Genomic DNA, 25388 nt, shown 5'->3' on the forward strand with positions numbered 1-25388 from the left:
TTTTTCGCCTGTGTCGTGTAGTGCGGAAAAACAGACGTGAATAGCTTTGTGAATCGCTTTACGCCGCTTCCGGCTGCTCCGCCAGATGCAAGCCGTCGCGGCTCGTCTTGTGCGCGTCGATCAACCGATAAACCGTTTCACCCGGCACCGTCTCCGATTCGAGCAACTTGTCCGCAATCGCGCGCAGCACGGGCTCGTTGTCGCGCAGCAGCGCATAGCATGCGTCACTCAGATCCTTGAGCAGGATGTTCGCGTGCTCGATGGCGCCCTTCATCTGCAAACCCGCGTATTGCGCAGGCAGCGCGGCCAGGCTGAACAGATTGCCATCCGCGTTGAAGCCGAACTTCGACACCATGTCGAGACTGATGCGCGAGGCTTCCTGCAAGTCCGACGCGGCACCGCTCGACGCTTCCGAGAACATCAGCAATTCGGCATTGCGCCCGCCGAGCAAAACCTGAATCTCGTTGCGCATTTCGGTTTCGCGGTACAGGTGCTTGTCCTGCGTCTTCGTGATCAGCGCGACACCCAACGCGCCGCCGCGCGGCAGAATCGTCACCTCTTCGAGGATGCCCGTTCCTAGCAGGGCCGCAACGAGTCCGTGTCCGGCTTCATGAACAGCGATACGGGTGCGCTCTTCTTCCGTGAGCGCGCGCTCCGCGCCATTCACATCGCCGATACGTGCAATCTTGATCGCTTCGACGAAATGCTTCGCGGCCACTGTGTTGTCGCCCGCCTTGCGCGCTACGAGCCCGGCCTGATTGACGACCATCGCGAGCGTTGCGGGCGACAGGCCCGTGGTCAGACGCGCGAGCTGATTGAAATCGATATCGTCCGCCTTCGACGTCAACCGCTCCGCATAGAAACGGATGATGTCCGCGCGATCTTCGAGATCGGGCAGACGCACCTGCACCGTGCGATCGAAACGGCCAGGACGGCGCAACGCTTCATCGAGGTTGTCCGGGTGATTCGTCGCCGCGACGATAATCACACCCTCGTTCGATTCGAAGCCGTCCATCTCCGCGAGCAACTGGTTGATGACGCGATTGCTCTCAGCCTCGACGGGGCCGCCGCCCGTATCGGTACGCTTCGCGAGACCGTCTGCCTCGTCGATGAAGATGACGGTCGGTGCATTTTTGCGCGCGAGTTCGAACAGATGCTTGACCTTCTGAATGCCGACGCCGTAGTACTTTGCGCTGAAATAGCTGCCCGTGATCGAAATGAAGTTCGCGCCGCACTCGCCCGCGAGCGCCTGTGCGAGACGCGTCTTGCCGACGCCCGGCCCACCCGTCATCAGGATGCCGCACGGCGCGCGCACGCCCATTCCCGTGAACTGTTTCGGATTGGTCAGATAGGCCTGAATGTCGGACAGCGCGGCCTTCGCTTCGCCTGCGCCGATCACGTCTTCGAATGAAAGCGCCGGCGTTCTTTCGAGCAGACGCGCACCGCTCGTCATTTCGCGGCGCATGAACCACACGAGTCCGCCGATCAACAGCAGCGGCAGCAGTACGCTGATCGCGTCACGAGCTTTGTCGAAAGCATCCATCCAGCGCGCAGCGCCCGTGTGAATATTGGCGTCCGGCAGGTACACCATTTGATACGGCGAATGCGCGTCCGCTTTCATTTCGCCCAGCAGCAGCGCATTCGAGAAGGCGCCGTTGTGATCGGTGACGTAGTACTTCGCTCCATCTGCCGTCGACACGAGAATCGCATTCGGACTCACGCCGACCGCCGTGACGTTGTGCTCGCGAATGTCGCGCAGCATCTCCGACGCATCGCGCTCCTGATGTGTCCACGCCGTCGTGTCCTTGCGCATTTCGCTCGCGACGCCCGTCAATACCGGCGAGCCTTGCACGTTACGCTGATCGTGACGCAGATGCAGGAACGTCACGAGCGCCGCGAAGGCCGTCGCGGTCAGGCCAAGCATTACATAGCGGCCGTAGCGCGACCAGAACGTGTTCTTTGCCGGTTTCATCAGTTGATTCCTAAAACGGGCCACATCGTGGCCGACGCGCATTCGCGCGGACAAAATAAAACGAAGCACGCGCGCGTGATGCGCGTAACGGGACTGGATTGGAATGTGGCCGCAGCCGCGAACGAGGAAGGGACCAGTTCTTTCGTGCAATGACGTCGGTAAAAAAGACACGCTTATGCGTCCCTCTTTCGACCGCTGTGTGTCTATCGCATTATGCCCAGGCTTATGCCATTTCCAAAACGGTAGAAAAGGGCGTATTTAAGGGCTGATTCGCGCAATCGAACCGATTGGCCTTATAGAAGGCGCATTGCGGGAAGAAGTACCAATTGATGTTTGGATGGCAAAACACTTTTATCTTCGCAAGGCAGCGAAGACACATCACGCGGACGTTGCATCCGCGACAGGGTCGGTCATACGAAGATCGGGCACGGGCAAACCGTAAGCGGTCCGCCTGTGCCCGAGATAACGTCAGCGTCTCACGACACCCATGAGCAACGTGACAATAAAGATGACGAGGAACAGGACGAACAGAATCTTCGCGATACCTGCCGCTCCCGCTGCAATCCCGCCGAAGCCGAATACAGCAGCGATCAGCGCAATGACGAAGAAAACCAAGGCGTAATAAAGCATGTTCCGACCTCCGTTGCTTGAGTTATGGTCCCGGGCTGCTTGCGCGGCGACGTCCAACCACTTGAGCAAGCCGTGTTCCTGACGACAAACAACGGAGCCTACGAGCCGGAAACCTACGCAATGGCGGCAACGGCCGCGCGCAAACCGAGCAGATAGCTGTCCACGCCGAACCCGCAAATCTGGCCCTTCACGATCTCCGCGAAAACCGATTGATGACGAAACGCCTCGCGCGCATGGATGTTCGACATATGAATCTCGACGACAGGGACGGTCAGAATCGCGAGCGCATCGCGAATCCCGTAGCTGTAGTGCGTCCATGCGCCGGCGTTGATCAGCACGGCGTCCGCGCCGTCAGTGAATGCCTGGTGAATGCGTTCGCACATGTCGCCTTCATGATTGGTCTGATAGCTTTCGACCTCGACATTCAACTCGCGCCCCAGCGCCTGCAACGCACCGTCGATTTCCGCGAGCGTCACCGTGCCGTATTGCACCGGATCGCGCTTGCCGAACATGTTGTGATTGATCCCATGCAGCATCAGTACTTTTTTCATGTTTCCTCCGTTGGTTCGAGATCAGAACGTCAAACCGTCGCGCTGACTCGCGTATCGATGATCGCGCCGGTTCGAGCCGATTCCGCGATGGCTTCCGTGATGCGCAGGTTTTGCAGGCCATCGCGTACGGTGACGAGCGGCTGCGCGCTGCCTTCAATCACGTCGCAGAAGTGATCCAGTTGCCGCTCGAGCGGGTCCGTGCGCTCGATGCTCGCAGTGGATACGTCGAACGGCTTCCACCACGAGCGGTCTTCTTTAGTAGCGTAGGTCTTCAGGCGCATCGTGGGCACCGACAACGAACCCATGTCGCCCGCAATCACGTAGCAGTCTTCGTCGTCGTAGGACGCATAGCTTTTGTTCTCCTGCGAGGTCTGTTCCCAGCTGCGCGGTGACGCCGCCGTGTCCGACAACAGAAACGTGCCGAGCGCGCCGTTCTCGAAGCGCAGATTGATCGCCACCGTATCTTCGACGGCAAACCCGCGCGCCGTATTCGACGCGAACGCCTGCACCGCGACGATCTCGCCGCACAACGAACGCAGATTGCCGATCTCGTGAATCATGTTGATGAGAATCGGGCCGCCGCCCGCCTCGCGCCGCCACGGCGCCGCGTCGAAGTATTCGTCGGGTTTGAAGAACACGGCGCTGCCCATCACGCCGACAACCCTCCCGATCCGCCCTTCCCCGATGATCTCACGCGCCTTCGCGAGAATCGGGCTGTGCGCGCGATGATGGCCAACCAGAAGCGGCACGCCGGCGTCATCAGCCGAGACGCGCAGGCGTTCCCCTTCATCGAGTGTATGCGCGACGGGCTTCTCGATCAGCGCGGGAATACGCGCGCCGATGCATTCGAGCGCCTGCTCGACATGCAACTGGTTCGGCGTGGCGAGCACCACGCCATCGGGACGGCTAGCGGCGAACAGTTCGCGGAGCGTGCGAAAGAGCGGCACGTCGGCCTGTTTCGCCACTTCCTGCGCGGCAGGACCCGGATCGACGATCGCGGCAAGGCGGCAACGCGGACTCTGCTGGATCAATTCGATGTGACGTCGGCCGATAAGCCCGGCGCCGGCGACGGCAAGCTGCATTTGTCTCATGATTTCGTCGTGTTTATCGCCCAGGGATTGGACGTCTTTGTGAATTGAGACTAGATTACTCGTGCCAATCACCAACACAATGCAGCCGAATGGAAAATCATCATGCGCTATTAGCCAATAATGACGGCTTCCTGCGCGACCTTCAGTTGTTCTGCACCGTTGCCCGCCGCGCGAGCTTCATCACCGCGTCGACCGAAATGGGCATCTCGCCTTCGCACGTGAGCAAGCGCATCGCCTTGCTCGAAAAGAGTCTAGGCGTGAAGCTGTTCTTGCGCACGACCCGCCGCGTCAGCGTGACGAGCGACGGCGAAGCGGCGTTCCAGTGGGCGCAAAAAATCCTCGACGACGTACAAGGCATGTCCGACGCTTTCGCCGGGCTGAAGAGCGACCCGCGCGGCGTGATCCGCATCAGCACGAGTTTGCGCCTCGGCCGCGACCACGTATCGCCGATTCTCATGCTGTTGAGAAAGCGCTATGCCGCGCTCGAAATCTGGCTCGAACTGCTCGACCGGCGCGTCGATCTCGTCGGCGAAAACTTCGATATCGACGTGCGTGTCGGCAACATCCAGGAGCCGCATCTGATCGCGCACAAGATCGTCGACAGCGCGCGCATCCTGTGCGCGTCGCCTGCCTATCTGAAGCGTGCGGGCACGCCGCGCACGCTCGCCGATCTCGCGCAACACGATTGCCTGCTGTTTCGCGATCGCGACCAGCGCTTCGGCGTGTGGCGCCTGACGGGGCCGGACGGCGAGAAGTCGGTGAAGGTCACAGGCCCGATCGCGTCGAATCACAGTGACATCGTGCAACGCTGGGCGCTCGAAGGCTATGGCGTGATCATGGCGTCGATCTGGGACGTCGCATCGAGCCTCGAATCGGGCGCGCTCGTGCGCGTGCTGCCGCAACACCAGCAGCCCGCCGATGTCTGGGCCGTGACGTCGGCGCGCGCGTCATCGTCCGCGAAGATTCGCGTGTGTGTGGAGTTTCTGAAGGAGCAGTTGACGCGTGGACCGTACGCGTTGAAAACGCGCGGCGTGGCCGGGTTTTGATAGAAACGTGTGGTGCGGCGTTCTGCGGCCTCAACCCGCCGAACATGGCGCGGGCCCGAGTCTTTCGGCAACAGACGCACACGCGGCGCGCAACGGCTCGACATACGTTTCCAAAGGCGTGTCGTTGCGCCTGAATAGCGGAATGCTCACGCTGATGCACGAAGCGTTGAATGCGGGATTGCGCACGCGCGCAGTAAACAAAAAACCGCTAGTCAACGAAGCGCTCAAACCGCGTTTTCCGTCGCACCGCCGACGCGCGCTTCGAGAAAACGCAGCAGCGCTTTCACCTTGCTCGAATGACGGCGATTGGGCAGATACGCGGCATAGACGACGGCCTCTCCGCTCTGCGGCGTCACGTCGTAATCCGCGAAGAGGCGCATCAGACGCCCTGCGTTGATCTCGAGATTGACGAGCCAGTCCGGCAACAATGCCAGCCCTTGTCCGGCGAGCACTGCTTCGAGCAGCATCTCCAGGCTGTTCGAAATGAGCCGTCCGCGCACATCGATACGCTCATGCTCGGCGCCCCGGTTAAACGTCCACACCTGGCGCCCGCGATAACTGCCGCCGTACGCGATGCGCAGACATTCGTGTCCGGCGAGCGCGGCGGGCGTCGGCGGCGTGCTTGCGCGTTGCAGATAGTCGTGGCTCGCAACGATATAGCGCGGATTGTCCGCGAGCTTCTTCACGACGAGATTCGGATCGCGCGTCAGCATGCCGATACGCACGGCAACATCGATGCGATCGAGCGCGAGGTCTGCATAGTGATCGGCGACCACGACATCGAGCGCGACGCGCGGATATTCGGCGAGAAACGCGGCGAGATGCGGCGCGAGCTGCACGCGGTTGTAGGCGGACGGCACGGTGATACGCAGCGCGCCGACGGGCGCGGCGCCGCTGTCGAGAATGCTCTCGTCGGCCTCGGCGAGATCGTCAAGTACTTTCGAGATTTGCTCGACGTAGGCGGTACCCGCGTCTGTCAGGCTGACCTTGCGCGGCGTGCGTGTGAGCAAGGCCGTGCCGAGCGATGCTTCGAGCGCGTCCATCAGACGCGTCACCGACGACGTCGCTACGCCGAGGCGCTGGGCGGCCTTGGCGAAACCGCCTGCATCGGCGACTTCGAGCAGTGTGTTCAACGCGAGCAGTTTGTCCATGCGGGCGATTATGCCCACGAAGACGATTGCGCTCCACGCAACGGACGTTTGCAGTCAGCGACTATTCAAACAGTGCGGCGCAACGGGTAATCTGTGTTGGTGGCAGCAGCGGTGTGTATTCGCTTTTGCGTGGCGCACGCTGGGTGGTTTGCTTGTGGTTTCGCTGGCATCCGCGATTCGTTAGCTAGCTTCAAGCGTCGCCCCTGTGCGGGGCGGCACCTACTTTTCTTTGCCGCCGCAAAGAAAAGTAGGCAAAAGAAAGCGGCTAACACCGCCAATCCTTGTTCCTGCCTGAGGGCCCCCATAGGGTCTTACGCTTCACACGGCAGTGCCCTGATTGGTGCTCGTTGCCAACGCTTTGAACAATCGCATCACCCGCTTCAGGCACCCGTACAACGGCAAGCGGCAGCGAATGGTTTGCGCCGCCCAGGTGGCAAACTGTGTGTAGGTTGTCGCGACGTATAGCCTGGCGCTCTTACAGGGTGGAACGCGTGCGCTATCGGTTCGAAGTGAGGCGTGTGAGGTGCTACGGCCTACACACAGTTTGCCACCTGGGCGGCCGTGGAATATCTGGCACGGCATGATGCAGCGCGGGAGCGTGAAGCGGGTGAGGCGCACTGCAAGAGTGCTGGCAACGAACGTGGGTCACGTGGTCGCCGTGTGAAGCGTAAGAACCTGTGGGGGCCCTCAGGCAATGAGAGATGTTGGCGGTGTGAGCCGCTTTCTTTTGCCTACTTTTCTTTGCGGCGGCAAAGAAAAGTAGGTGCCGCCCCGCACAGGGGCGACGCGTGAAGCACGCTAACAAAGCGCGGATGCCAGCGAAACCACAAGCAAACCACACAGCGTGCGCCACGCAAAGACAACACTGGAAGCAGCAAAGACACAACGCGGATGCCACCGCAACAGCCAGATGCCACCGGCGCGTCATCCGATTACGAAAAGCTTGCACACGCACCGAATACACGCCATGCGCGGCGTTCACTGCAATTCGCTATGCTGCAAGGCAACACCGAAACACAACACGCACCACAAGCATTCAAGTCATAGCCATCAACAGGCTAAAGAGAAAGGAGTCAGCATGTCCAGCAGTTCCCCGACGCTCGCACGCAGCGACACAGCGGCCGAGCTCACACGCGGCCTCATAGCGCTATTCGCATTCAGTTGCGGCGCGATCGTCGCCAACCTGTACTACGCGCAACCGATCACCGAACTGATCGCGCCGTCGATCCACATGTCGAGCGGCATGGCGAGCCTGATCGTCTCGCTCACCCAGATCGGCTACGCGCTAGGCCTGTTCTTTCTCGTGCCGCTCGGCGATCTGCTCGAAAACCGCAAACTGATGATCGCGACGGCGCTGGTGTCGATAGCAAGCCTCGCCGCCGCGACATTCACGCAAACACCGGGCGCGTTCCTCGCAGTCTCGCTGCTAATCGGCTTTAGCTCCGTCGCGGTGCAGATCTTGATTCCCCTAGCCGCGCATCTCGCGCCAGATGAAACGCGTGGACGCGTCGTCGGCACGATCATGGGCGGGCTGCTGCTCGGTATCCTGCTGTCGCGGCCCATTTCGAGCGTCATCGCGGGTCACTTTGGATGGCGTGTCGTATTCGGCTCGGCTGCCGTGCTGATGGCGATCGTCACGACCGTGCTCGCGCTGACCATTCCGAAGCGTCAGCCCTCGCATCAGGCGACCTATCCTCAACTGATCGCGTCACTCGGCCACCTGCTGCGCACGATGCCCGTGCTGCGTCATCGCGCGCTGTATCAGGCATTGATGTTCGGCTCGTTCAGCCTGTTCTGGACCGCCGTACCCGTCGAGTTGACGCGCCATTACGGGCTGTCGCAGACGGCAATCGCCGTGTTCGCGCTGGTCGGCGCAATCGGCGCGACGTCGGCGCCCATCGCGGGCCGGCTCGCGGACGCGGGACACACAGTGCGCGCGACGCTGATCGCGCTGGTGGTCGGTGCGCTCGCCTATACGCCTGGCCTGATTCACCCGGCGTGGGGCGTTGCCGGTCTCGTCGTGACGGGCGTCGTGCTCGACTTCGCGGTGCAGATGAACATGGTGCTCGGCCAGCGCGAGATCTACGCGCTGCACGCCGCGAGCCGCAACCGGCTGAACGCGCTCTATATGACGAGCATCTTCGTCGGTGGCGCGATCGGTTCGGCGCTTGCCAGCCCGCTCTACGATCACGGCGGCTGGACGCTGGTGGCAACCGTCGCGACGGCGTTCCCGATGATCGCGCTCGCGCATTACCTGGTGATCGATCGGCCGCATGCCGCGGGCCACGCATGAAGATCTGAACGGCCTCTCATTCGACAGCGATAAACAAAAACGGCGCGAACCGGCTCAACTGATCTGCCGGTTCGCGCCGTTTTGCTTGCAGCGCGTGCGTTGCTTGTGAGTCGCCTATGCGCTTATTCGTGCGCGCCGAGCGGCTGAGGCAACGGCCCTGCGTCGTCCTCCTCCATCCGCGCGCTCTCGCCTGCTTTCAGCCTTGCGCGCTTCGACCACATCGCCGTGAGAATCGGCACGAGAATCGCGGTAACGAGGCACGCGGTCGCGACCATCGCCGTCGCTGCCGGCACCACCGGCTTGAAGCGCGGAATCATCTCGCCGATGATCGACGGATTAGCCACCGCCGCGCCCGCCGTCGACGATGCCGCGAGACCTGCCGCGCCATTGCCACCCGCGATATAGCGGTCGGCGAGAATCAGCGGAATGCCCGTGATGACGATCACGCCCAGCCCGAGCAGCACGCCCGGAATACCGCTCTTGACGATCACGTTCAGGTCGATACCGTTGCCGAGCGCAAAGCCGAAGAACGGAATCAGTGGCACCACGCAGCGGCCGAACAGTTCGCGCAGCGCGCTATCCAGATTGCCGAGCGTGAAGCCGATGACAAACGGCAGCACCGCGCCGACGAACAGCCGCGGCTCGAAGAACGCGACGCCCGTCGCGCCGAGAATGATCATGCTGACGAGCGGCCCCGATTCGATCGACATCAGCACGAACGCCCCCGCTTCTTCCTTCGTGCCGTATTGCTGCATCACGGCGGCATAGAGGCCGCCGTTGGTCATGTCCATCGAGGTCGTGATGGCCAGCACCGACAGCCCGGCGAACAACCCTGTCTTGATGCCGTCGATAGGCAGCAGCGAAGACGCGATGATCGTCGCGAGCCACGCGACCAGCATCTTTGTGACGAGCAACGTACCCGACTTGCGCAACACGGTGCCCGTAGCGCGCAGATCGATGGTTGCGCCCATGCAGAAGAACCAGACAGCGAGAATCGGCACAGTGCCCGTGATCAGGCCATTCGTGAACGACCCAAAGTACTTGCCGGCGCCAGGCGCGAACGAATGTACGCAAGCGCCGAGCAACAGCGGTATTAGCATGAGACCGCCTGGTACGCGGTCGATTGCCTTCTTCAGTTTCATGTCTCCTCCATACGACGCCAGGGCGGTGATGGGAACGGCAGAAAGGTCCGGTATGGTCCGGCTACATCCACCTGTCCGCGGACTATAGCATCGACAAAGGAACGATGTTCCGTTTTTGTTGGCATCGAGATTAATCGTTTACCCTGCTTTCACAATACCTCTCCCGGAATATGGATATTTGACGTTTTCTCTATTTCGGACCGACGTTCCGATCGTGCTAGACTGCGCCCACAATCAACCCGAACGCGGCGTCCAGCGTGCCGCCCAGCAGCGGAGGAGACATGGAAGTCAGGCAGAGCATCAACAGCGAATACGCGAAAACGCTCGACACAGCCGGCCTCAGAAAAGAGTTTCTGGTCGAGAAGGTGTTCGAGCCGGATGCGCTTGCGCTCACGTATAGCCATATCGACCGGATCATCGTCGGCGGCGCGTTTCCGCAGACGCGTGCTGTCGAAGTACCCAGTTCGCTCGGCAAGTCGATCGGTGTCAGCTATCTGCTGGAGCGGCGCGAACTCGGCGCGATCAATATCGGCGGCGACGGTTGGGTCGAGGCGGATGGCAAGCGGTTTATCGTGCGCAACGAGGAAGCTATCTATGTCGGCAAGGGCACGCAGTCGCTGACCTTCGGCAGCGACGATCCCGCGCATCCCGCCAAGTTCTATCTGAACTGCGCGCCCGCGCAGGCCACGTATCCGACTCGCACCATCACGCTCGCCGAAGCCTCGCCGCAAACGCTCGGCGATCCCGCAACGAGCAACCGCCGCACGATCTACAAGTTCATCGTTCCCGAAGTGGTGCCCACCTGCCAGCTGTCGATGGGCATGACCAAGCTCGAACCGGGCAACCTCTGGAACACGATGCCTTGCCACACGCACGAACGGCGCATGGAGGTGTATTTCTACTTCAACGTCGCCGACGATGCCGCCGTCTTCCACATGCTCGGCGAGCCAACCGAGACGCGGCATATTCTCGTTCACAACGAGCAGGCCGTGATCTCGCCGAGCTGGTCGATTCACTCGGGCGTCGGCACGCGCGCCTATACGTTCATCTGGGGGATGGTCGGCGAGAACCAGGTGTTCAGCGACATGGACCATCTCGCCGTGCGCGATCTGCGCTAATGCAACGCAGGCTTTCATCGAACAGGAATCGCGCATGACTACGCATCCTTCGCATCCTTCGCACCCTCCGCATCCCTTCGATCTCGGCGGCAAGGTCGCGCTCGTCACGGGCAGCAACACGGGACTCGGCGCGGGTATGGCGCGCGCGCTCGCGGCCGCGGGCTGCGACATCGTCGGCGTGAGCCGCTCGGACGACAGCGACACCGCGCAACAGGTGAAGGCGCTGGGACGCCGCTATGTCGGCGTGAGCGCCGACCTGTCGGACATCGCGCCCATCGACGACATCGTGCGCGCCGCACTCGAAGCCTGCGGGCGCATCGACGTGCTGGTGAACAACGCCGGCATCATCCGCCGCGCGGACGCGCTCACGTTCAGCGAGGACGACTGGGATGCCGTGATGAACGTGAACCTGAAGAGCGCGTTCTTTCTTGCGCAGGCCGTCGCGCGGCATTTCGTCGAACAGGATAAGCGAGGCAAGATCATCAACGTCGCGTCGATGTTGTCGTTCCAGGGCGGCATCCGCGTCGCGTCGTACACGTCGTCGAAAAGCGGGATGCTCGGACTCACGCGCCTGCTGGCCAACGAGTGGGCGGCGCGCGGCATCAACGTCAACGCGATCGCGCCGGGCTACATGGCGACATCGAACACGGCGGCGCTGCGGGACGACGAGCAGCGCAACAGCGAGATCGTCGCGCGCATCCCGGCGGGACGCTGGGGCACGCCCGACGATCTCGCGGGCCCGGTCGTGTTTCTCGCGTCGCCAGCTTCGGACTATGTGCATGGCCACACGCTCGCGGTCGACGGTGGCTGGCTCGCGCGGTGATGTGATTTGATGTGAATTGCGCGGCGCACGCGGTATATTTCGGCGATCAGCAACATCGTTGTGGAAAGACGCTGCGGGCAACCGCTGCGCAGACACTATGGCAGCCATCGACAAACTCAAGACCACGGCCGCCGCGCCCCGCAAGCGCGCCGCCGCCCCGCTCACGTCCGACGTGGACGCCGCCGATAAAGGCGAATCGTTGTCGTCGATCGCACGCGTGTTCGCGATTCTCGGCGCGATTGGCGACAGCGGGCAGATTGGCATCAGCGAGCTATCGCAACGGCTTTCGCTGTCGAAGACGACTGTGCATCGCGTGCTGCAAACGCTGAAGGCGCTTGGGTATGTGACGCAAGAGGTCGAAACCGAGCGCTATCACCTGACCATCCGGCTGTTCGAACTCGGTGCGAAGGCGTTGGAAAGCGTTGATCTCGTGCGCGAGGCTGATATCGAAATGCGCCGCATTGCGGGCGCGACGCGGGAGGCCGTGCATCTCGGCACGTTTGACGAAGACGCGATTATCTATATTCACAAGATCGACGCTGACTATGGGTTGCGGATGCAGTCGCGTATTGGGCGGCGTAATCCGTTGCATAGCACGGCGATTGGCAAGGTGTTGCTTGCGTGGATGGAACCTGCTGAAGCGCGCGAGGTGTTGTCGCATATCGAGTTTCGCAAGTCGACGGCGAAGACGCTCGCCTCTGCCGATGCCGTGATGAGCATTCTGCCGCAGGTGCGGGCGCAGGGTTATGGCGAGGATATCGAGGAGCAGGAAGAAGGTTTGCGATGCCTGGCTGTGCCAGTGTTTGACCGGTTTGGGCGTGTGATCGCGGGGCTTTCTGTTTCGTTTCCGACGATGCGGTGTGGGGCTGATACGAAGTTGCATTACGTGGCTTTGCTCAAGACTGCGGGGGCTGCTGTGTCGGCGAGGCTTGGGTATCGCGAGCCGACGCAGGAAGCAGCCGAGGTCACGCATCCGGGCTGACACTGAAGGTCACGCATCCGGGCTGACACTGAAGGTCAGCATTTTTTTGTTCTATGCGGATGCGCGGGCGGTTTGGTTTTTTTTGCCTTCGCGAGGGGGCTGCGCGCGCTGTTTGGTTTTTTTGCCTTTGCGCTGACATCCGTGGTTTGGCTTCGCGGCGCGGCTGGTTTGGTTTGCTTGTGTTTGCGCTGGCATCCGCGCTTTGCCTTCGTGCTTCAAGCGTTGCCCCTGTGCGGGGCGGCACCTACTTTTCTTTGCCGCCGCAAAGAAAAGTAGGCAAAAGAAAGCGGCTAACACCGCCAACATTTCTTCCTGCCTGAGGGCCCCCAAAGGTTCTTACGCTTCACACGGCAACTTTCCTGTTCGCGTTCGTTGCCAACGCTCTTGCGATACGCCTCACCCGCTTCATATGTCCGCGTTACAGCACGCCTTGCCAGGTAGTTCACCGCCGCCCAGGTGGCAAACTGTGTGTAGGCCGTAGTGCTACACACGCCACACTTCGGACCGATAGCGCATGCGTCCCACCCTGTAAGAGCGCTACCCTGTACGACGCGACAACCTACACACAGTTTGCCACCTAGGCGGCGCATACCATTCGCTGCCGCTTGCCGTTGTAGGGGTGCTTGAAGCGGGTGATGTGTATTAGCCTGGACCGGACCTGACAGGTAGTCGGGGAAGCGAATGAAGGAAGGCGATTCAGTGAGGAATCAGTTTCTCCCTGGCAAGTTCGAGTGAGTCGAGGAAGGTACGCATAGGTGTCTTGCCGTAACACCATCGCCCTTGATGTTCGCGCTCATTGTTGTACTGGTCAAGCCATGCGTCGAGATCGGTCTGCAGGGCTGCGATCGAATCGTAGATTTTCCTGCGGAACGCGATGCGATAGAACTCGTTGAGCATGGTCTTGTGAAGTCGTTCGACGATGCCGTTGGTCTGTGGAGAACGAGCTTTGGTGCGGGTGTGATCAATGTTCTCCACGGCCAGATAGAGCTCATATTCGTGATGCTCGGGGTTTCCGCAGTACTCGGTACCCCGGTCAGTCAGAACGCGAGCAAGCGGAATACCGTAGCTGTCGAAGAACGGTACGACGCGATCATTGAGCAGGTCGGCCGCCGGCAGCGGGGTCTTGCGGTCGTAGAGCTTGGCAAACGCCACCTTCGAGTAAGTGTCGACGAAGGTTTGCTGATAGACGCGGCCGACGCCCTTGAGGGTGCCGACATAAAAGGTATCCTGGGCGCCGCAGTAGCCGGGACATTCAGATTCGAATTCGCCATGCGTTTCCTTTTCCAGCTTGGCCCGCTCCAGCGCGGTGAGCTGCGATTCGGTCAGCACCAGCCCTTCCTGGGCGGACTTCGCCTCCAGCGCCTTCAGGCGCTTGTTCATGGTCTCAAGATCATGGCGCAGCCAGATGCTACGCACTCCCTGTGGCGAGACGCTGAGGGCGTGGCGTTTGAGCACCTCGTTGGCAATACGGATCTGGCCGTAAGCGGGCAGTTCCAGGGCCAGTTCGATCACCGCGGCCTCGACCTGGGGATCCACGCGGTTCTTTAGCAGCGGGCGGTGGTGGGAGATTTCCTGCAGGGCCGCTTCACCACCCTTGTCGTACAGTTCCTTGAAGCGGTAGAAGCTGTCGCGGGAATAGCCCATTACCCGGCAGGCCTGACTGACATTGCCCAGTTGCCGCGCCAGTTCGAGCATACCGACCTTGGCGCGGATGACTTTCTGTTCCTGAGTCATGGTGGACTCCTTGCGGTTCACCGTTGCGCGTCGCCGCTTCGGACTACGTCCTCCGCGCCCACGCGCAACGGCACGAGAAACCGACTACTGTCAGATTTAGTCTAGGCTATTACAGGTGATGCGATTGTTCAAAGCGTTGGCAACGAGCACTGACCCGAGCACTGCCGTGTGAAGCGTAAGAACCTTTGAGGGCCCTCAGGCAAACACAAGAACTGGCGGTGTTAGCCGCTTTCTTTTGCCTACTTTTCTTTGCGGCGGCAAAGAAAAGTAGGTGCCGCCCCGCACAGGGGCGACGCTTGAAGCACGCTAACAAAACGCGGATGCCAGCGAAAGCGCAAACACCGTAACGCGGATGCCAGCGCAAAGGCAAAAAAACCAAACCGCCCACGCCGCACAGGCGCAAAAAAACTCACTGCGTTGAACCCCGCAAATACTCCCCAAGAAAATCAACAAACGTCCGCAGCTTCACGGAAAGCTGATTCCGCTCAAGATAAATCGCATGAATATCCGCCCCGGGCAACGCCCAATCAACCAAAAGCGGCACGAGCGCGCCCCGCTCCAGATACTCCCCAATCTCCCACTCCGAACGCACAACAACACCACGCCCTTCAAGCGCCCAGTGCAGCACTGCACTGCCATCATTACTCGCTAGCGGCCCATCCACCTTCACAGTCTCCACGCGCTTGCCGCGCGAAAAATGCCACGTCCCATAAGCCGACTCATTCTCGCGCAGCACAATACACGCATGCCGCGTCAGATCATGCGGCAGCAAAGGCGTCCCATGCCGCTTCACATATTCGGGCGACGCGCACACGATGCGCCGGTTCTTCATCAACAAACGTGCATTGACACGCGCATCAGGCACCTCCCCAAACCGGATGCCAAGATCAAAACCCTCTTCCTGCAAACTCATCGGCCTGTCGGTCAGATGTAGCTGAATCTTCATCGACGGAAAACGCGCAACGAAATCAGAAATCGCAGGCGCAATCCGCGCACGACCGAAACCGAACGAAGCATTCACACGCAGCAACCCCGCCGGCTCAGCCCGGCTACGCGTCACCAGTTGTTCGAGTTCCTGCAACTCATCAAGTATCCGCGAGCCATTCGCGAGGTATAGCTCGCCTTCCGGCGTCAGGCTCAAACGCCGCGTCGTGCGGTTCATCAGGCGCACGCCGAGTCGCCGTTCGAGTTGCGCCAGGCGCTTGCTGACAGCCGGCGGCGTCACGCCAAGCTCGCGCGCCGCCGCCGCCAGATTGCGATGCCGCGCGACCAGCGCAAACAGATTCAGATCCGAAAAGCCGTCCATTTCACTGTCTCCCAACGTCCGTCACGATTCATTCCTTCAAGTTACGACCGGAATGCATTTGCGGAAACCCTATCTCCCAAGGCATCAATTAGACTCGATTCAACCTTGGGAGACAACGATGTTCGAAGGATTCACGGATGCGTCGGCCCACATCGACGGCATCACGATTCACGCAATCAAGGGCGGACGCGGTCCCGCGCTCCTGCTGTTGCACGGCCACCCGCAGACGCACGCAATCTGGCACAAGGTCGCGCCCGCACTCGCCGAGCATTTCACCGTGATCGCCGCCGACCTGCGCGGCTACGGCGACACCAGCAAGCCGCAAGGCACAGCGGATCACGCCAACTACTCCAAGCGCCGCATGGCGCTCGATCAGGTCGAACTGATGCGTGCGCATGGCTTCGCGTCGTTTGCCGTGATCGGCCATGACCGCGGCGGACGCGTGGCCGCGCGCATGGCGCTCGATCATCCCGACGCCGTCGAACGCCTCGTCACGCTAGACGTCGCGCCGACACTCGCGATGTACGAGAAAACCTCGTTCGATTTCGCTCGCGCTTACTGGCACTGGTTCATGCTGGTGCGTCCCGCGCCGTTTCCGGAGACGCTGATCCGCGCAGACCCGGACCTCTATCTGAAGCAGACGATCGGCGCGCGCAGCGCAGGCCTCGCGCCGTTCACGGCCGAAGCCTACGGCGAATATCTGCGCTGTCTGTCCGATCCCGCCACCGCGCATGGCATCTGCGAGGACTACCGCGCAAGCGTCACGATCGACCTCGAACACGACCGCGCGACGCTCGCCGCGCGCGAGCAGATCAAGTGCGACTTTCTCGCACTATGGGGCGCGCAAGGCGTGATCGAGCAATGCTTCGAGCCGCTTGTGGAGTGGCGGCCATACGCACCGCAAGTCCAAGGCGAAGCACTGCCCTGCGGCCACTACATCCCCGAAGACGCGCCGCAACTTTTGCTCGATCGCGTGCTGCCTTTTCTTGGCGCGTGACTCCAACACAAAGAAACCTCACATCACCATGTCGAAACGAACCCTCTACCAGAAGCTCGTCGAGTCGCATCTCGTATCGCGTATCGACGAGCAGAACGTGCTGCTGTACGTCGATCTGCATCTGATGAACGAGTACACCAGCCCGCAAGCCTTCAGCGCGCTCGAAGCGCGTGGCCGCGCGGTGCGCAGGCCACGGCAGCAGCTCGCCGTCGTCAGTCACATCATTCCGACTCACGCCGAAACGCCGCGCGTGATCCGCGACGCCGCATCGCTCGTGCTCGCGCAGAATCTCGGCCACAACTGCGAGCGTGCCGGCATCCGCCTGCTCGCCGCGAACGATCCGATGCAGGGCATCGAGCACATCGTCGCGCCCGAAATGGGACTCGTGCGGCCCGGCATGGTCGTGCTGTGCGGCGACAGCCACACGACCACATATGGCGCATTGGGCGCGCTGGGCTTCGGCATCGGCACGTCCGAGGTCGAGCATGTGCTCGCGACGCAAACCCTCGTCTATCGGCTCGCGCAGACCATGCGTATCGTGATCGACGGCGCGCTGCCTTATGGCACGTCGTCGAAAGACGTCGTGATCTGGCTGCTCAGCCAGATCGGCGCACAGGGCGCGCGTGGCTATGCCGTCGAGTTCGCGGGATCGACCATCGCGTCGCTGTCGGCGGAAGCGCGCATGACCTTGTGCAACATGACCGTCGAAGCGGGCGCGCGCGCCGCGCTGATCGCGCCCGACGCGACCACCTTCGACTATGTGCGCGCACACGCCAAATCGCTCGACGAAGCCGCGTGGCAAGCCGCCCTCGACGACTGGCGCACCCTTCGCTCCGACGACGACGCGCACTTCGACGCCGAACACTGTTTCGACGCGCGCGACATCGCGCCGTTCGTCACGTGGGGCACGAGCCCCGACCAGGCCATCGCAATCGATGCGCGTATCCCCGGAGAAGCCGAACAGCCTTCGCGGGAAGCCGCCGCGTCGCTGCGCCGCGCGCTCGACTACATGGGACTTCAAGCACAACAGCCGCTGGCCGGCACGCGGATCGATCGCGTCTTTATCGGCTCGTGTACGAATGGGCGCATCGAAGACCTGCGCAGCGTCGCGCAGATCGTGCGCGGCAAGCACGTCGCGCAAGGCGTGCGCGCGATGGTGGTGCCCGGCTCGGGCAGCGTGCGCCGCGCAGCCGAACAGGAAGGCATCGCGCAGACGCTCATCGACGCGGGCTTCGAATGGCGCGAGCCGGGCTGCTCGATGTGCCTCGCGATGAACGACGACATGCTCGACGAAGGCGAGCGCTGCGCATCGACGACGAACCGCAATTTCGAAGGACGCCAGGGACGCGGCGGCCGCACGCATCTGATGAGTCCTGCGATGGCAGCGGCAGCCGCATTGACCGGCTGCATCACCGATGTCCGCACACTGGAGGCACACGCGCAATGAACCGCTTGACCATCATCGAAGGCACGGCGGCGCCGTTGCCCATCGACAACCTCGACACCGACCAGATCATGCCGAAGCAGTTTCTGCGCATCGTCGACAAAGCCGGTCTTGCAGATGGATTGCTGTACGACCTGCGCTTCGATGCGCAAGGCGTGCCGCGTGCCGACTGCGTGCTCAACCAGCAAGCCTATGACGGCGCGCGCATCCTGATCGGCGGCGCGAACTTCGGCTGCGGATCGAGCCGCGAGCACGCCGTGTGGGGCTTGCAGCAATACGGCTTTCAGGCGGTAATCGCGCCGAGTTTCGCGGAGATTTTCTATTCGAACGCGATGAACAACCGTCTGCTGCTCGTGCAACTCGAACGCGACGCAATTGATGCACTCGTGCAGGCTTCGACCCAAACGCCTGAATCGAAACTTCGCATCGATCTCGAACGGCAAACCGTGATAGCTGCACACGGACAGACCTACACGTACCCGCTCGGCGCGCGCCATAAGCGCATGGTGATCGAAGGCATGGACACGATCGACCTGACGCTTGCGTCCCTTCCCGATATCGAGGCGTTCGAGCGCGCGCATTTCGCGCGGCGCGCATGGGCACAGGTGCTATGACAGCCACGCGGCACTCGCCGTAGCGGCTTCACCCTTTCACATTCAGACACGCCGATTCCCTTCCGACTGCAGAAGGGAACGGCCCCGCTTTGCCCCGACAAACGGAGGAGACATGAAGCGCAAACCGTTCTACAAGGTTCTCTATGTACAGGTGCTGTTCGCCATCGCGGCGGGCGTGCTGCTCGGACACTTCGCGCCGCATGAAGCCGTCGCGCTGAAGCCGCTCGGCGACATGTTCATCAAACTGGTCAGGATGATCATCGGGCCGGTGATCTTCTGCACGGTCGTGACGGGCATCGCCGGCATGCAGGACATGAAGAAGGTCGGACGCGTCGGCGGCAAGGCGCTGCTGTATTTCGAAGTCGCTTCGACGCTCGCGCTCGCAATCGGCCTCGTCGCCGCGCACGTGCTCAAACCAGGCAGCGGCTTCAACGTCGATCCGGCGACGCTCGACGCCAGCGCCGTATCGAGCTACGCGGCACAGGCCGCGCATGGCGACGGCATCGTCGCGTTCGTCATGCACGCGATCCCCGACACCTTCGCCGGCGCGATGACGCAAGGCGATATCCTGCCCGTGCTGGTGATCGCGATGCTGTTCGGCTCGGCGCTGGCCGTGCTGGGCGACAAGGCGGCGCCCGTGACGAACCTCGTCGAGACGCTGTCGAAAGCGTTCTTTCGCATCGTGCATATGATCACGAGCCTCGCGCCCATCGGCGCGTTCGGCGCAATGGCGTTCACGATCGGCCGTTACGGCATCGTCTCCCTGCTGCCGATGCTCAAGCTCATCGGCTCGTTCTATCTGACAGCGGCGCTGTTCGTCGCGATCGTGCTGGGCCTGATCGCCCGGATGTGCGGCTTCAGCCTGTGGCGCTTCCTGGTGTATATCCGCGACGAGTTGCTGATCGTGCTCGGCACCTCGACATCCGAGGCGGCGCTGCCTCAGCTGATGGAAAAGCTCGAACGGCTCGGTTGCCCGCGCGGCGTCGTGGGGCTCGTCGTGCCGACGGGTTACTCGTTCAATCTCGACGGCACGAACATCTATATGACGCTCGCCGTGCTGTTTCTCGCGCAGGCAACCAACACGCATCTGACCGTCACGCAGGAAATCACGCTGCTGCTGGTGACGATGCTGACATCGAAAGGATCGACAGGTGTGACGGGCGCGGGCTTCATCACGCTGGCCGCGAGTCTTTCCGTCGTGCCGACTGTACCCGTCGCGGCGATGGTGCTGATACTCGGCATCGACCGCTTCATGTCCGAGTGCCGCGCGCTGACGAATATCGTCGGCAACGGCGTGGCGTCGATCGTCGTCTCGGCATGGGAAGGCGGCCTGGATCGCGACGCGCTTGCCGCTGCGCTCGGACGCCGCGCAAACGATTCAACCGACCCACACTTCGAGACAACGGCCCCAGCGCAGAACACCGATATCGAAAAAGCATAACCTCGCGTTTTTCCTCATCACACAAATACTGCGCAATGTGCGTTACATCGCATCCGGCCGGGTCGATTGCTGGCAACTTTATTCACATCATGTTGATCGTGCGGACGACGCGATGCGCGTCCGCTACTCGGGGTCGTCCCTAGTAGCCCTGGTAAAGGCGTGCAGCATGGGTGTACGTCAGGTTCCGGCGGGATGCTGATTCGCAGGCGGTCAGCACCGGACAGGCGTACGGAGTTGTGTTTGCCGTATATGACCACCAGCGAGGTAACAACCATGAGAATCAGCACATTGCTCGGGTCTGCGGCGTTGACCGTGGCCTTCGGGCCAGCCCTTGTGTCCGCCACTGCGTGGGCTGACGGGCCGCGGTCAGCCTATGACAATGGCGGCACGAACGAAGCTTCGCTCGATCCGGGCGAAGAGCAGATGACAGCCGACGAGGAAAACAAGGCACGCCTGAAGGATCTGAGCGACGCCTATCACAGCGGCTACAACGCCCGCGCGAAGGAGGATGCCGATACTTACGCTTCCTTGCGCGAGCAGTTGAAGCGCACGTCGAAGGCCAATGCGCAGCAACCACCGCCGTTGCCGTCCGAGATGCCCGCCGACGACGGCGCGCAGGTGCGGCGCGTGAACCAGCCTCGCGTCGCGCAGCGGCAGTTGCAGGCGCAAGCAGCTTACGACGATGACGATGCCGCGCCCGTGCAATATGCACCCGCGCCGCCGCCGCGTCCGCGCTACCGGCCCGCGCCTGTCGTCTATACGCAGCCGCCGATGTACGACGGCCCTTCGCCGGAAGAGATGCAAACGGTGGTGTTCCAGCCGTATCAGCCGCCGCCCGTGCAGTACGTGCCTGTTTACCACCAGCCTGTCTACGTGAGCCAGCCGGTCATGCCGATGCAGTATGCGGCGCAGGTGCCCGTGTACCGCCAGGGCTATTACGGCTACCGCGGTTACGGCTGGTAGTACGAAGCAGAGTGTGTTGTCTGCATGCCGCGCCTTCGCAAGAAGGTGCGGCATGCGCACGTCCATGCGCAGCGCCGCCATCCATCACCAGCCGAACTTCGCCTCCACACCCACATAGTCCGCATTGCGTGCCCCTAACGCGCGTATCGAATCGCCGACTTCGAAGTGCACCGCTTCCAGCGCGAGCGCAACATTCGAACTGACGAGCCAGTCGGCGCGAACCTGTGCGTACATACCCGTCCAGCGCGTGCCCTTGCCTGCCGTGCCCGGCACCACGGCCGAACCCTGGCCGTAGATGGCGTCCGCCGTCGTCGCGCGCCACTGGAAGCCGAGCGCCGTCAACAACGTGACCTTCGGCGTCACCTTGAAGGTGATCGACGGCTTCACGTGGATCAAGTTGCTATAGCCCGTGTACCCCGCCAGCGTGAAGTAGTAGCCGTTGGGGAACAGCGGGTTGAAGGTTCCGACGCGGCCGTCGCCCGGATGCCGGTCGCCCGATGCGCCGTCCACCTGCAAGCCGAGCCGCGGCGAGCCCGCCACCGATGCGAACGTATAGCCGCTCAGCACGCCGAACGCCCACGCGCCGATCGTGTCGTTGCCGACGTGGCCCGTCTGGATCATCGTTTCAGCGTCCCAGTCGAACGGCGCGACTTTGCCCGCATAGCGCACGTCGAACACATCGCGATGCTCGGTGCCCGTCGCATCGATAAAGTGCGCGTTGTCGCGGTTGTAGCGCGACCAGTACGCGGACAGATCGCCCGGCCCCGTGTTCGCGCGCTCGACGCGCACGCCGCTGAAGGTCAGGTGGCGGTTCGATACATCGTCGAAGACCGTGACGTCGCGGTACTGCACGGGCTGTGTCAGGTAGCCGATGAAGCGCCATTTGTCGATCTCATAGTCGGCCCACAGCGCGTCATATGCCTGGCGCACGTTCGGCCCGTCGCGCACCGACACGAAGCGCTGCAAGTCGAACGCCATCTCCTGGCGACCGACGCGCGCCTTGAACGTGCCGCCGCCCACGCCATAGACGAACGCGACGAACGCCTGCTCGATATCGAGCGGATTCTTGTCGACGGGTGTGACGGAATCCTTGCCGAAGGGACGTGCGTCTTCGAGTTGAAAGAACGCCTGCACATGCTCGCCGATGTGCGCGTCGGCATGCACCTGCGCGCGCTGGATCACGTAGCTGTCGGGCCGCGCGCTGCCAAGACCGAACAGCGGCGTGTTGTTCAACTCGAAGCGCTCGCGCAGCGTCGCGCCGAGCGACAGATACGTCGACGGATCGCCGCCTAGAGGAATGTACTTGAGCGCGTCGAACGGCTTGCGCGGCACGCACGGCAACGCCAGCACCGACCAGTCTTCCTGCCAGCGGTTGAACGACAGCGACGACGGACGCTTCGCGCTGCATTGCGATGCGTCGGCCGCGCTTGTTTTCGTCGTGCTTGTCTCTGTCGTGTCGGCGGCGAGCGCGTTCGCGCCGTCCGCCAGACCGCAGACGGCGAGCGCTGCGCAAGCGGCAGCTCGCTTCGCGCTTTTGATTGAACGACGCACCGTCACTTCTTCGCTTCGTGAATCTCGGCGACGTAGCCGCCGGGAAATTCGACCATCGCGCTGCGCCCTTCGACCGTGCTGCTCGCGGGCGATAGCACTTTCACGCCGACGCCTTGCGCCTTGGTGAGCGTCGCGTCGAGATCGGCGACCTGATAGCCCGTCGTCTCGCGGCCATACGGATACGGCAGCTTGCCGTCCGTCACGAACACGAGCATGTTGCCGAAGCCCGACGCGATACGCACGCGCCGGATCGTGTCACCCGGCCGGCCGATTTCGCTGCCATCTGCACGACGGTTATCGGAGACGACCTTGCCATGCGAGAAGCGCACGAAACGCTTGATGAAATTGTCGGCGGCCTGCGCGGACACATAGACGCGATTGTCCGGCACCGTTTCGAGCGGACCATACGAAGGCGCCTTCGTGTGCCAGTACAGCTGCATATAAAGACCGCCCGGCCACTGGATGACCGCGTCCTTGCCGATCGGGTCGTCGAACGTATCGACGATCACATCGGCCCCCGCTGCACGCGCGGCGCGCACGGCCTTGTCGATATCGGTGACGAGATAGCCGGTGCGCTCGCTGCCGAACGGATACGGAATGGGCGTCTGGAACGCGAACACCGACAGCATGCCCACGGGCGTCTGCACATACTGCGAAGCCGTCTTGCTCGGCGTCGGCGTGACCGTGAACACGGCGCGCGGCGAAGCCTTGCCGCCGAACGTCGCGACGAAGCTGTCGACGAACGCATCGATGTCCTGATTCGACACATAGACGTGCGTCGTGTCGTACTGCGGTCCCACGGACACGACGGGCGCGCTCTTGCCCGCGTTCAGATGGTCGGCTTCCGCGAAAGCGGGCGAGCCGGCCAGCGTCACGCCGAGCGCCGCAATCGCGACGACAGCGGCGCGCAACAATCGATACATCTTGACGGTACTCATGAAAACACTCCTTGCTGGTAATGGTTGCCGCCGCGTCGCATCTTGACGCGCGGCGCGATCAGGTTTGCGCCGGCGCTGCGCCCGTGTTTCTCGACAGCGCCGCGAGCACGCACAGCGCGGCGAGCGGCAACAGGAGCGCCCAGAACGACCCGAGCAGATACCCGGCCGCTCCCGCGCCTGCACCAATCGCAAAACCGGCGACGGGCGGCAGCGTGCGCCACAAGCGACTGCGCGCCGCCTGCCGCGTTTTCGCGTCAGCGGGTGAAAACAGCAGATCGAACACGTCGATCACGGCTTGCGTGACGTTGCCCGTCATCACCGTGTTCGCGACGACGGAACGCGCGGTCAGGCGGCCATGCGCGTTCTGCACGCCCATCGCCGCTGCGCCGAGCAGGCCACAGGCGATCGTCAGCGGCGCGTCGGAATCGGTGATGGGCGCGGCCAGCACGCCCGCTGCCATGAAGCCCGTCAGCAGCGCCGCCTGCAGCACGTACAGTGCGCAGGCGCGCACGCCATGTCCGCGCGCAAGCAACTGGTTGTCGAGCACGCGCGCGAGTACGATGCCCGCGACGAACGCGGGAAACGCGAGCCACTTGATCAGCAGCCCCGTTCCCGCGCCCGCCAGGCCCGAGCCGATCAGAATGAAATTGCCCGTCACGTGTGCGGTGAAAAGGCCAAACAGCGCGACGAAGCCAAGCGTGTCGACATAGCCCGCGATGGTCGCAAGCCAGGTGTCCTCGCCAGGCACGTGATCGAGTTGCGCCGCGAGTTGCGCCTCCGCGCCCATGCTCACTGGTCCTTGCTGCATGACGGAGTCGGCTTGTTGCTCGCGACAGAGGGCGCGCTTTGCGTTTGCGCATCGGGCGTGCGTATTTGCGCCTGCACGAACGGAATCGCATGCTCGCCGATCACGATGCCGAGCAATCCTGCGAGCGCGATCAGCGGCGGCGCGGGCGACTGCACGCGCACGAGGTAATACAGCAGGCCGACCACAAGGCCCGCGCCCAAAGAAATCAGGTATGACATGGCTTACTCCTTCATTGCGTCACTGAATCAGCGCGGACAGCGACGCGTGCGCGGCCTCAGTGGCTGCAATCGCAAGCGGCGTGTGCGGAATGCACACGCCTGCGACTTCTACGAGCCGCGCCGCGCGTTCATTCGACTTGATCGATTCCATCGCCTGCGCTCACGCCTGTCGTTGCCCGGACGCATGCGGCCGCAGCGTAAGCCGGTAACGACCCGCGCCGCCGATCGCAATGGTGCCGAACAGGATCAGCAGCATCCACGCGAACTGCCCTTGATCCAGCGTCCACTCGCGATGCACGAGGCCAAGCGCAATCACGCTGACCAGCATGATCGGCAGCGCGGCGAGCCGCGTCGCGATGCCAGCGATCATCAGCAGCGGACACACCACCTCCGCGAAAATCGCAAAGGCCAGCGTCAGCGTCTTGCCGAAATGCAACGGGTCTTCGATCGCGTCGAGCTGGCTCGCGTAGTGGAGCGCCTTCGGCAGTCCATGCACGAGCAGCACGAGCACGCTCGCGGTGACGCGCAGAAACAGCAGCGCGGCGTCGGGTGCGGAAAAGCGCTTCATTGCGTGC

Annotated in this window: 24 protein-coding genes; 10 read left to right on the forward strand and 14 right to left on the reverse strand. The window is 62.4% G+C overall.

Going from position 1 to position 25388, the window contains the following annotated elements; all coding sequences use genetic code 11:
- Positions 1–58: 58 nt before the first annotated feature.
- The 4 genes from C2L65_RS37660 to C2L65_RS37675 all read right to left on the reverse strand — a co-directional run bounded on the left by C2L65_RS37660 (position 59) and on the right by C2L65_RS37675 (position 4244).
- Positions 59–1972, reverse strand: coding sequence for an AAA family ATPase (locus C2L65_RS37660; protein ID WP_042308771.1), 1914 nt, complete (start codon positions 1970–1972; stop codon positions 59–61).
- 468 nt (positions 1973–2440) lie between these two features.
- Positions 2441–2602: a DUF1328 domain-containing protein gene (locus C2L65_RS37665; protein ID WP_007578949.1), complete on the reverse strand. Its 162-nt coding sequence runs from the start codon at positions 2600–2602 to the stop codon at positions 2441–2443.
- A gap of 113 nt (positions 2603–2715) precedes the next feature.
- Positions 2716–3153, reverse strand: a complete 438-nt coding sequence (aroQ, locus tag C2L65_RS37670; RefSeq protein ID WP_042308730.1) for a type II 3-dehydroquinate dehydratase — start codon at positions 3151–3153, stop codon at positions 2716–2718.
- 29 nt (positions 3154–3182) lie between these two features.
- Positions 3183–4244 (reverse strand): Gfo/Idh/MocA family protein, encoded by a 1062-nt coding sequence (locus C2L65_RS37675; RefSeq protein WP_042308732.1) that lies wholly within the window; start codon positions 4242–4244, stop codon positions 3183–3185.
- 89 nt (positions 4245–4333) lie between these two features.
- Between C2L65_RS37675 and C2L65_RS37680 the strand changes: the two genes are divergently transcribed.
- On the forward strand, positions 4334–5290 hold the full coding sequence (locus tag C2L65_RS37680; RefSeq protein ID WP_007578952.1) for a LysR family transcriptional regulator: 957 nt from the start codon (positions 4334–4336) through the stop codon (positions 5288–5290).
- A 224-nt stretch (positions 5291–5514) separates the two neighbouring features.
- Here the strand turns inward: C2L65_RS37680 and C2L65_RS37690 are convergent, their stop codons facing one another.
- Positions 5515–6441 (reverse strand): LysR family transcriptional regulator, encoded by a 927-nt coding sequence (locus C2L65_RS37690; protein ID WP_042308734.1) that lies wholly within the window; start codon positions 6439–6441, stop codon positions 5515–5517.
- Between the two features lie 1078 nt (positions 6442–7519).
- On the opposite strand from C2L65_RS37690, the gene C2L65_RS37695 reads away from it, so the two are divergent.
- On the forward strand, positions 7520–8734 hold the full coding sequence (locus tag C2L65_RS37695) for an MFS transporter (RefSeq protein ID WP_042317263.1): 1215 nt from the start codon (positions 7520–7522) through the stop codon (positions 8732–8734).
- A gap of 122 nt (positions 8735–8856) precedes the next feature.
- On the opposite strand, the gene kdgT is transcribed toward C2L65_RS37695, so the two are convergent.
- Positions 8857–9876, reverse strand: a complete 1020-nt coding sequence (gene kdgT / locus C2L65_RS37700) for a 2-keto-3-deoxygluconate transporter (RefSeq protein WP_042317261.1) — start codon at positions 9874–9876, stop codon at positions 8857–8859.
- Between the two features lie 281 nt (positions 9877–10157).
- Here kdgT and kduI point away from each other — a divergent pair, with 281 nt between their 5' ends.
- From kduI to kdgR, 3 genes are all read left to right on the forward strand, one after another.
- Positions 10158–10994, forward strand: coding sequence for a 5-dehydro-4-deoxy-D-glucuronate isomerase (kduI, locus tag C2L65_RS37705; protein WP_042317260.1), 837 nt, complete (start codon positions 10158–10160; stop codon positions 10992–10994).
- A gap of 34 nt (positions 10995–11028) precedes the next feature.
- Positions 11029–11817 carry a 2-dehydro-3-deoxy-D-gluconate 5-dehydrogenase KduD gene (gene kduD, locus C2L65_RS37710; RefSeq protein ID WP_042317258.1) on the forward strand — a complete coding sequence of 263 codons (789 nt, stop codon included), beginning with the start codon at positions 11029–11031 and terminating at the stop codon, positions 11815–11817.
- A 97-nt stretch (positions 11818–11914) separates the two neighbouring features.
- Positions 11915–12799 carry a DNA-binding transcriptional regulator KdgR gene (gene kdgR / locus C2L65_RS37715; protein ID WP_042317255.1) on the forward strand — a complete coding sequence of 295 codons (885 nt, stop codon included), beginning with the start codon at positions 11915–11917 and terminating at the stop codon, positions 12797–12799.
- 696 nt (positions 12800–13495) lie between these two features.
- On the opposite strand, the gene C2L65_RS37720 is transcribed toward kdgR, so the two are convergent.
- Together C2L65_RS37720 and C2L65_RS37725 are read right to left on the reverse strand one after the other, a co-directional pair.
- Positions 13496–14533 carry an IS481 family transposase gene (locus C2L65_RS37720; protein ID WP_042317403.1) on the reverse strand — a complete coding sequence of 346 codons (1038 nt, stop codon included), beginning with the start codon at positions 14531–14533 and terminating at the stop codon, positions 13496–13498.
- 409 nt (positions 14534–14942) lie between these two features.
- On the reverse strand, positions 14943–15839 hold the full coding sequence (locus C2L65_RS37725) for a LysR family transcriptional regulator (protein WP_042314944.1): 897 nt from the start codon (positions 15837–15839) through the stop codon (positions 14943–14945).
- Between the two features lie 118 nt (positions 15840–15957).
- On the opposite strand from C2L65_RS37725, the gene C2L65_RS37730 reads away from it, so the two are divergent.
- The 5 genes from C2L65_RS37730 to C2L65_RS37750 all read left to right on the forward strand — a co-directional run bounded on the left by C2L65_RS37730 (position 15958) and on the right by C2L65_RS37750 (position 21298).
- The gene (locus C2L65_RS37730; protein WP_042314943.1) at positions 15958–16836 is read left to right on the forward strand and encodes an alpha/beta fold hydrolase; all 879 of its coding nucleotides are present in this window, start codon (positions 15958–15960) and stop codon (positions 16834–16836) included.
- Between the two features lie 28 nt (positions 16837–16864).
- Positions 16865–18283: a 3-isopropylmalate dehydratase large subunit gene (gene leuC / locus C2L65_RS37735; RefSeq protein WP_042314942.1), complete on the forward strand. Its 1419-nt coding sequence runs from the start codon at positions 16865–16867 to the stop codon at positions 18281–18283.
- Positions 18280–18894, forward strand: a complete 615-nt coding sequence (gene leuD / locus C2L65_RS37740; RefSeq protein WP_042314941.1) for a 3-isopropylmalate dehydratase small subunit — start codon at positions 18280–18282, stop codon at positions 18892–18894. The genes leuC and leuD overlap by 4 nt, the downstream gene beginning before the upstream one ends.
- A gap of 112 nt (positions 18895–19006) precedes the next feature.
- A complete protein-coding gene (locus tag C2L65_RS37745) occupies positions 19007–20335 on the forward strand; it encodes a dicarboxylate/amino acid:cation symporter (RefSeq protein ID WP_042314940.1) in 1329 nt (442 codons plus the stop codon).
- Between the two features lie 273 nt (positions 20336–20608).
- Positions 20609–21298 carry a hypothetical protein gene (locus C2L65_RS37750; RefSeq protein ID WP_042314939.1) on the forward strand — a complete coding sequence of 230 codons (690 nt, stop codon included), beginning with the start codon at positions 20609–20611 and terminating at the stop codon, positions 21296–21298.
- A gap of 84 nt (positions 21299–21382) precedes the next feature.
- Here C2L65_RS37750 and C2L65_RS37755 read toward each other — a convergent pair whose 3' ends face one another.
- Genes C2L65_RS37755 through C2L65_RS37775 form a run of 6 tightly spaced genes read right to left on the reverse strand, consistent with a single transcriptional unit; the run spans position 21383 to position 25381 of the window.
- Complete coding sequence (locus tag C2L65_RS37755; RefSeq protein ID WP_042314938.1) at positions 21383–22855, reverse strand: alginate export family protein; 1473 nt, start codon at positions 22853–22855, stop codon at positions 21383–21385.
- Positions 22852–23787, reverse strand: a complete 936-nt coding sequence (locus C2L65_RS37760; protein WP_042314937.1) for a hypothetical protein — start codon at positions 23785–23787, stop codon at positions 22852–22854. Before C2L65_RS37760 ends, C2L65_RS37755 begins: the two co-directional genes overlap by 4 nt.
- A gap of 58 nt (positions 23788–23845) precedes the next feature.
- Positions 23846–24595 (reverse strand): YoaK family protein, encoded by a 750-nt coding sequence (locus tag C2L65_RS37765; protein ID WP_042314936.1) that lies wholly within the window; start codon positions 24593–24595, stop codon positions 23846–23848.
- Complete coding sequence (locus tag C2L65_RS37770; protein WP_042314935.1) at positions 24577–24813, reverse strand: DUF1427 family protein; 237 nt, start codon at positions 24811–24813, stop codon at positions 24577–24579. Before C2L65_RS37770 ends, C2L65_RS37765 begins: the two co-directional genes overlap by 19 nt.
- A 19-nt stretch (positions 24814–24832) precedes the next feature.
- Positions 24833–24964, reverse strand: coding sequence for a hypothetical protein (locus C2L65_RS47140; protein WP_255221909.1), 132 nt, complete (start codon positions 24962–24964; stop codon positions 24833–24835).
- A 9-nt stretch (positions 24965–24973) separates the two neighbouring features.
- Positions 24974–25381, reverse strand: a complete 408-nt coding sequence (locus C2L65_RS37775; protein WP_042314946.1) for a DoxX family protein — start codon at positions 25379–25381, stop codon at positions 24974–24976.
- Positions 25382–25388 lie beyond the last annotated feature (7 nt).

Origin of the sequence: Paraburkholderia terrae (assembly GCF_002902925.1) — a bacterium.
GTDB classification, from domain to species: Bacteria; Pseudomonadota; Gammaproteobacteria; order Burkholderiales; family Burkholderiaceae; genus Paraburkholderia; species Paraburkholderia terrae.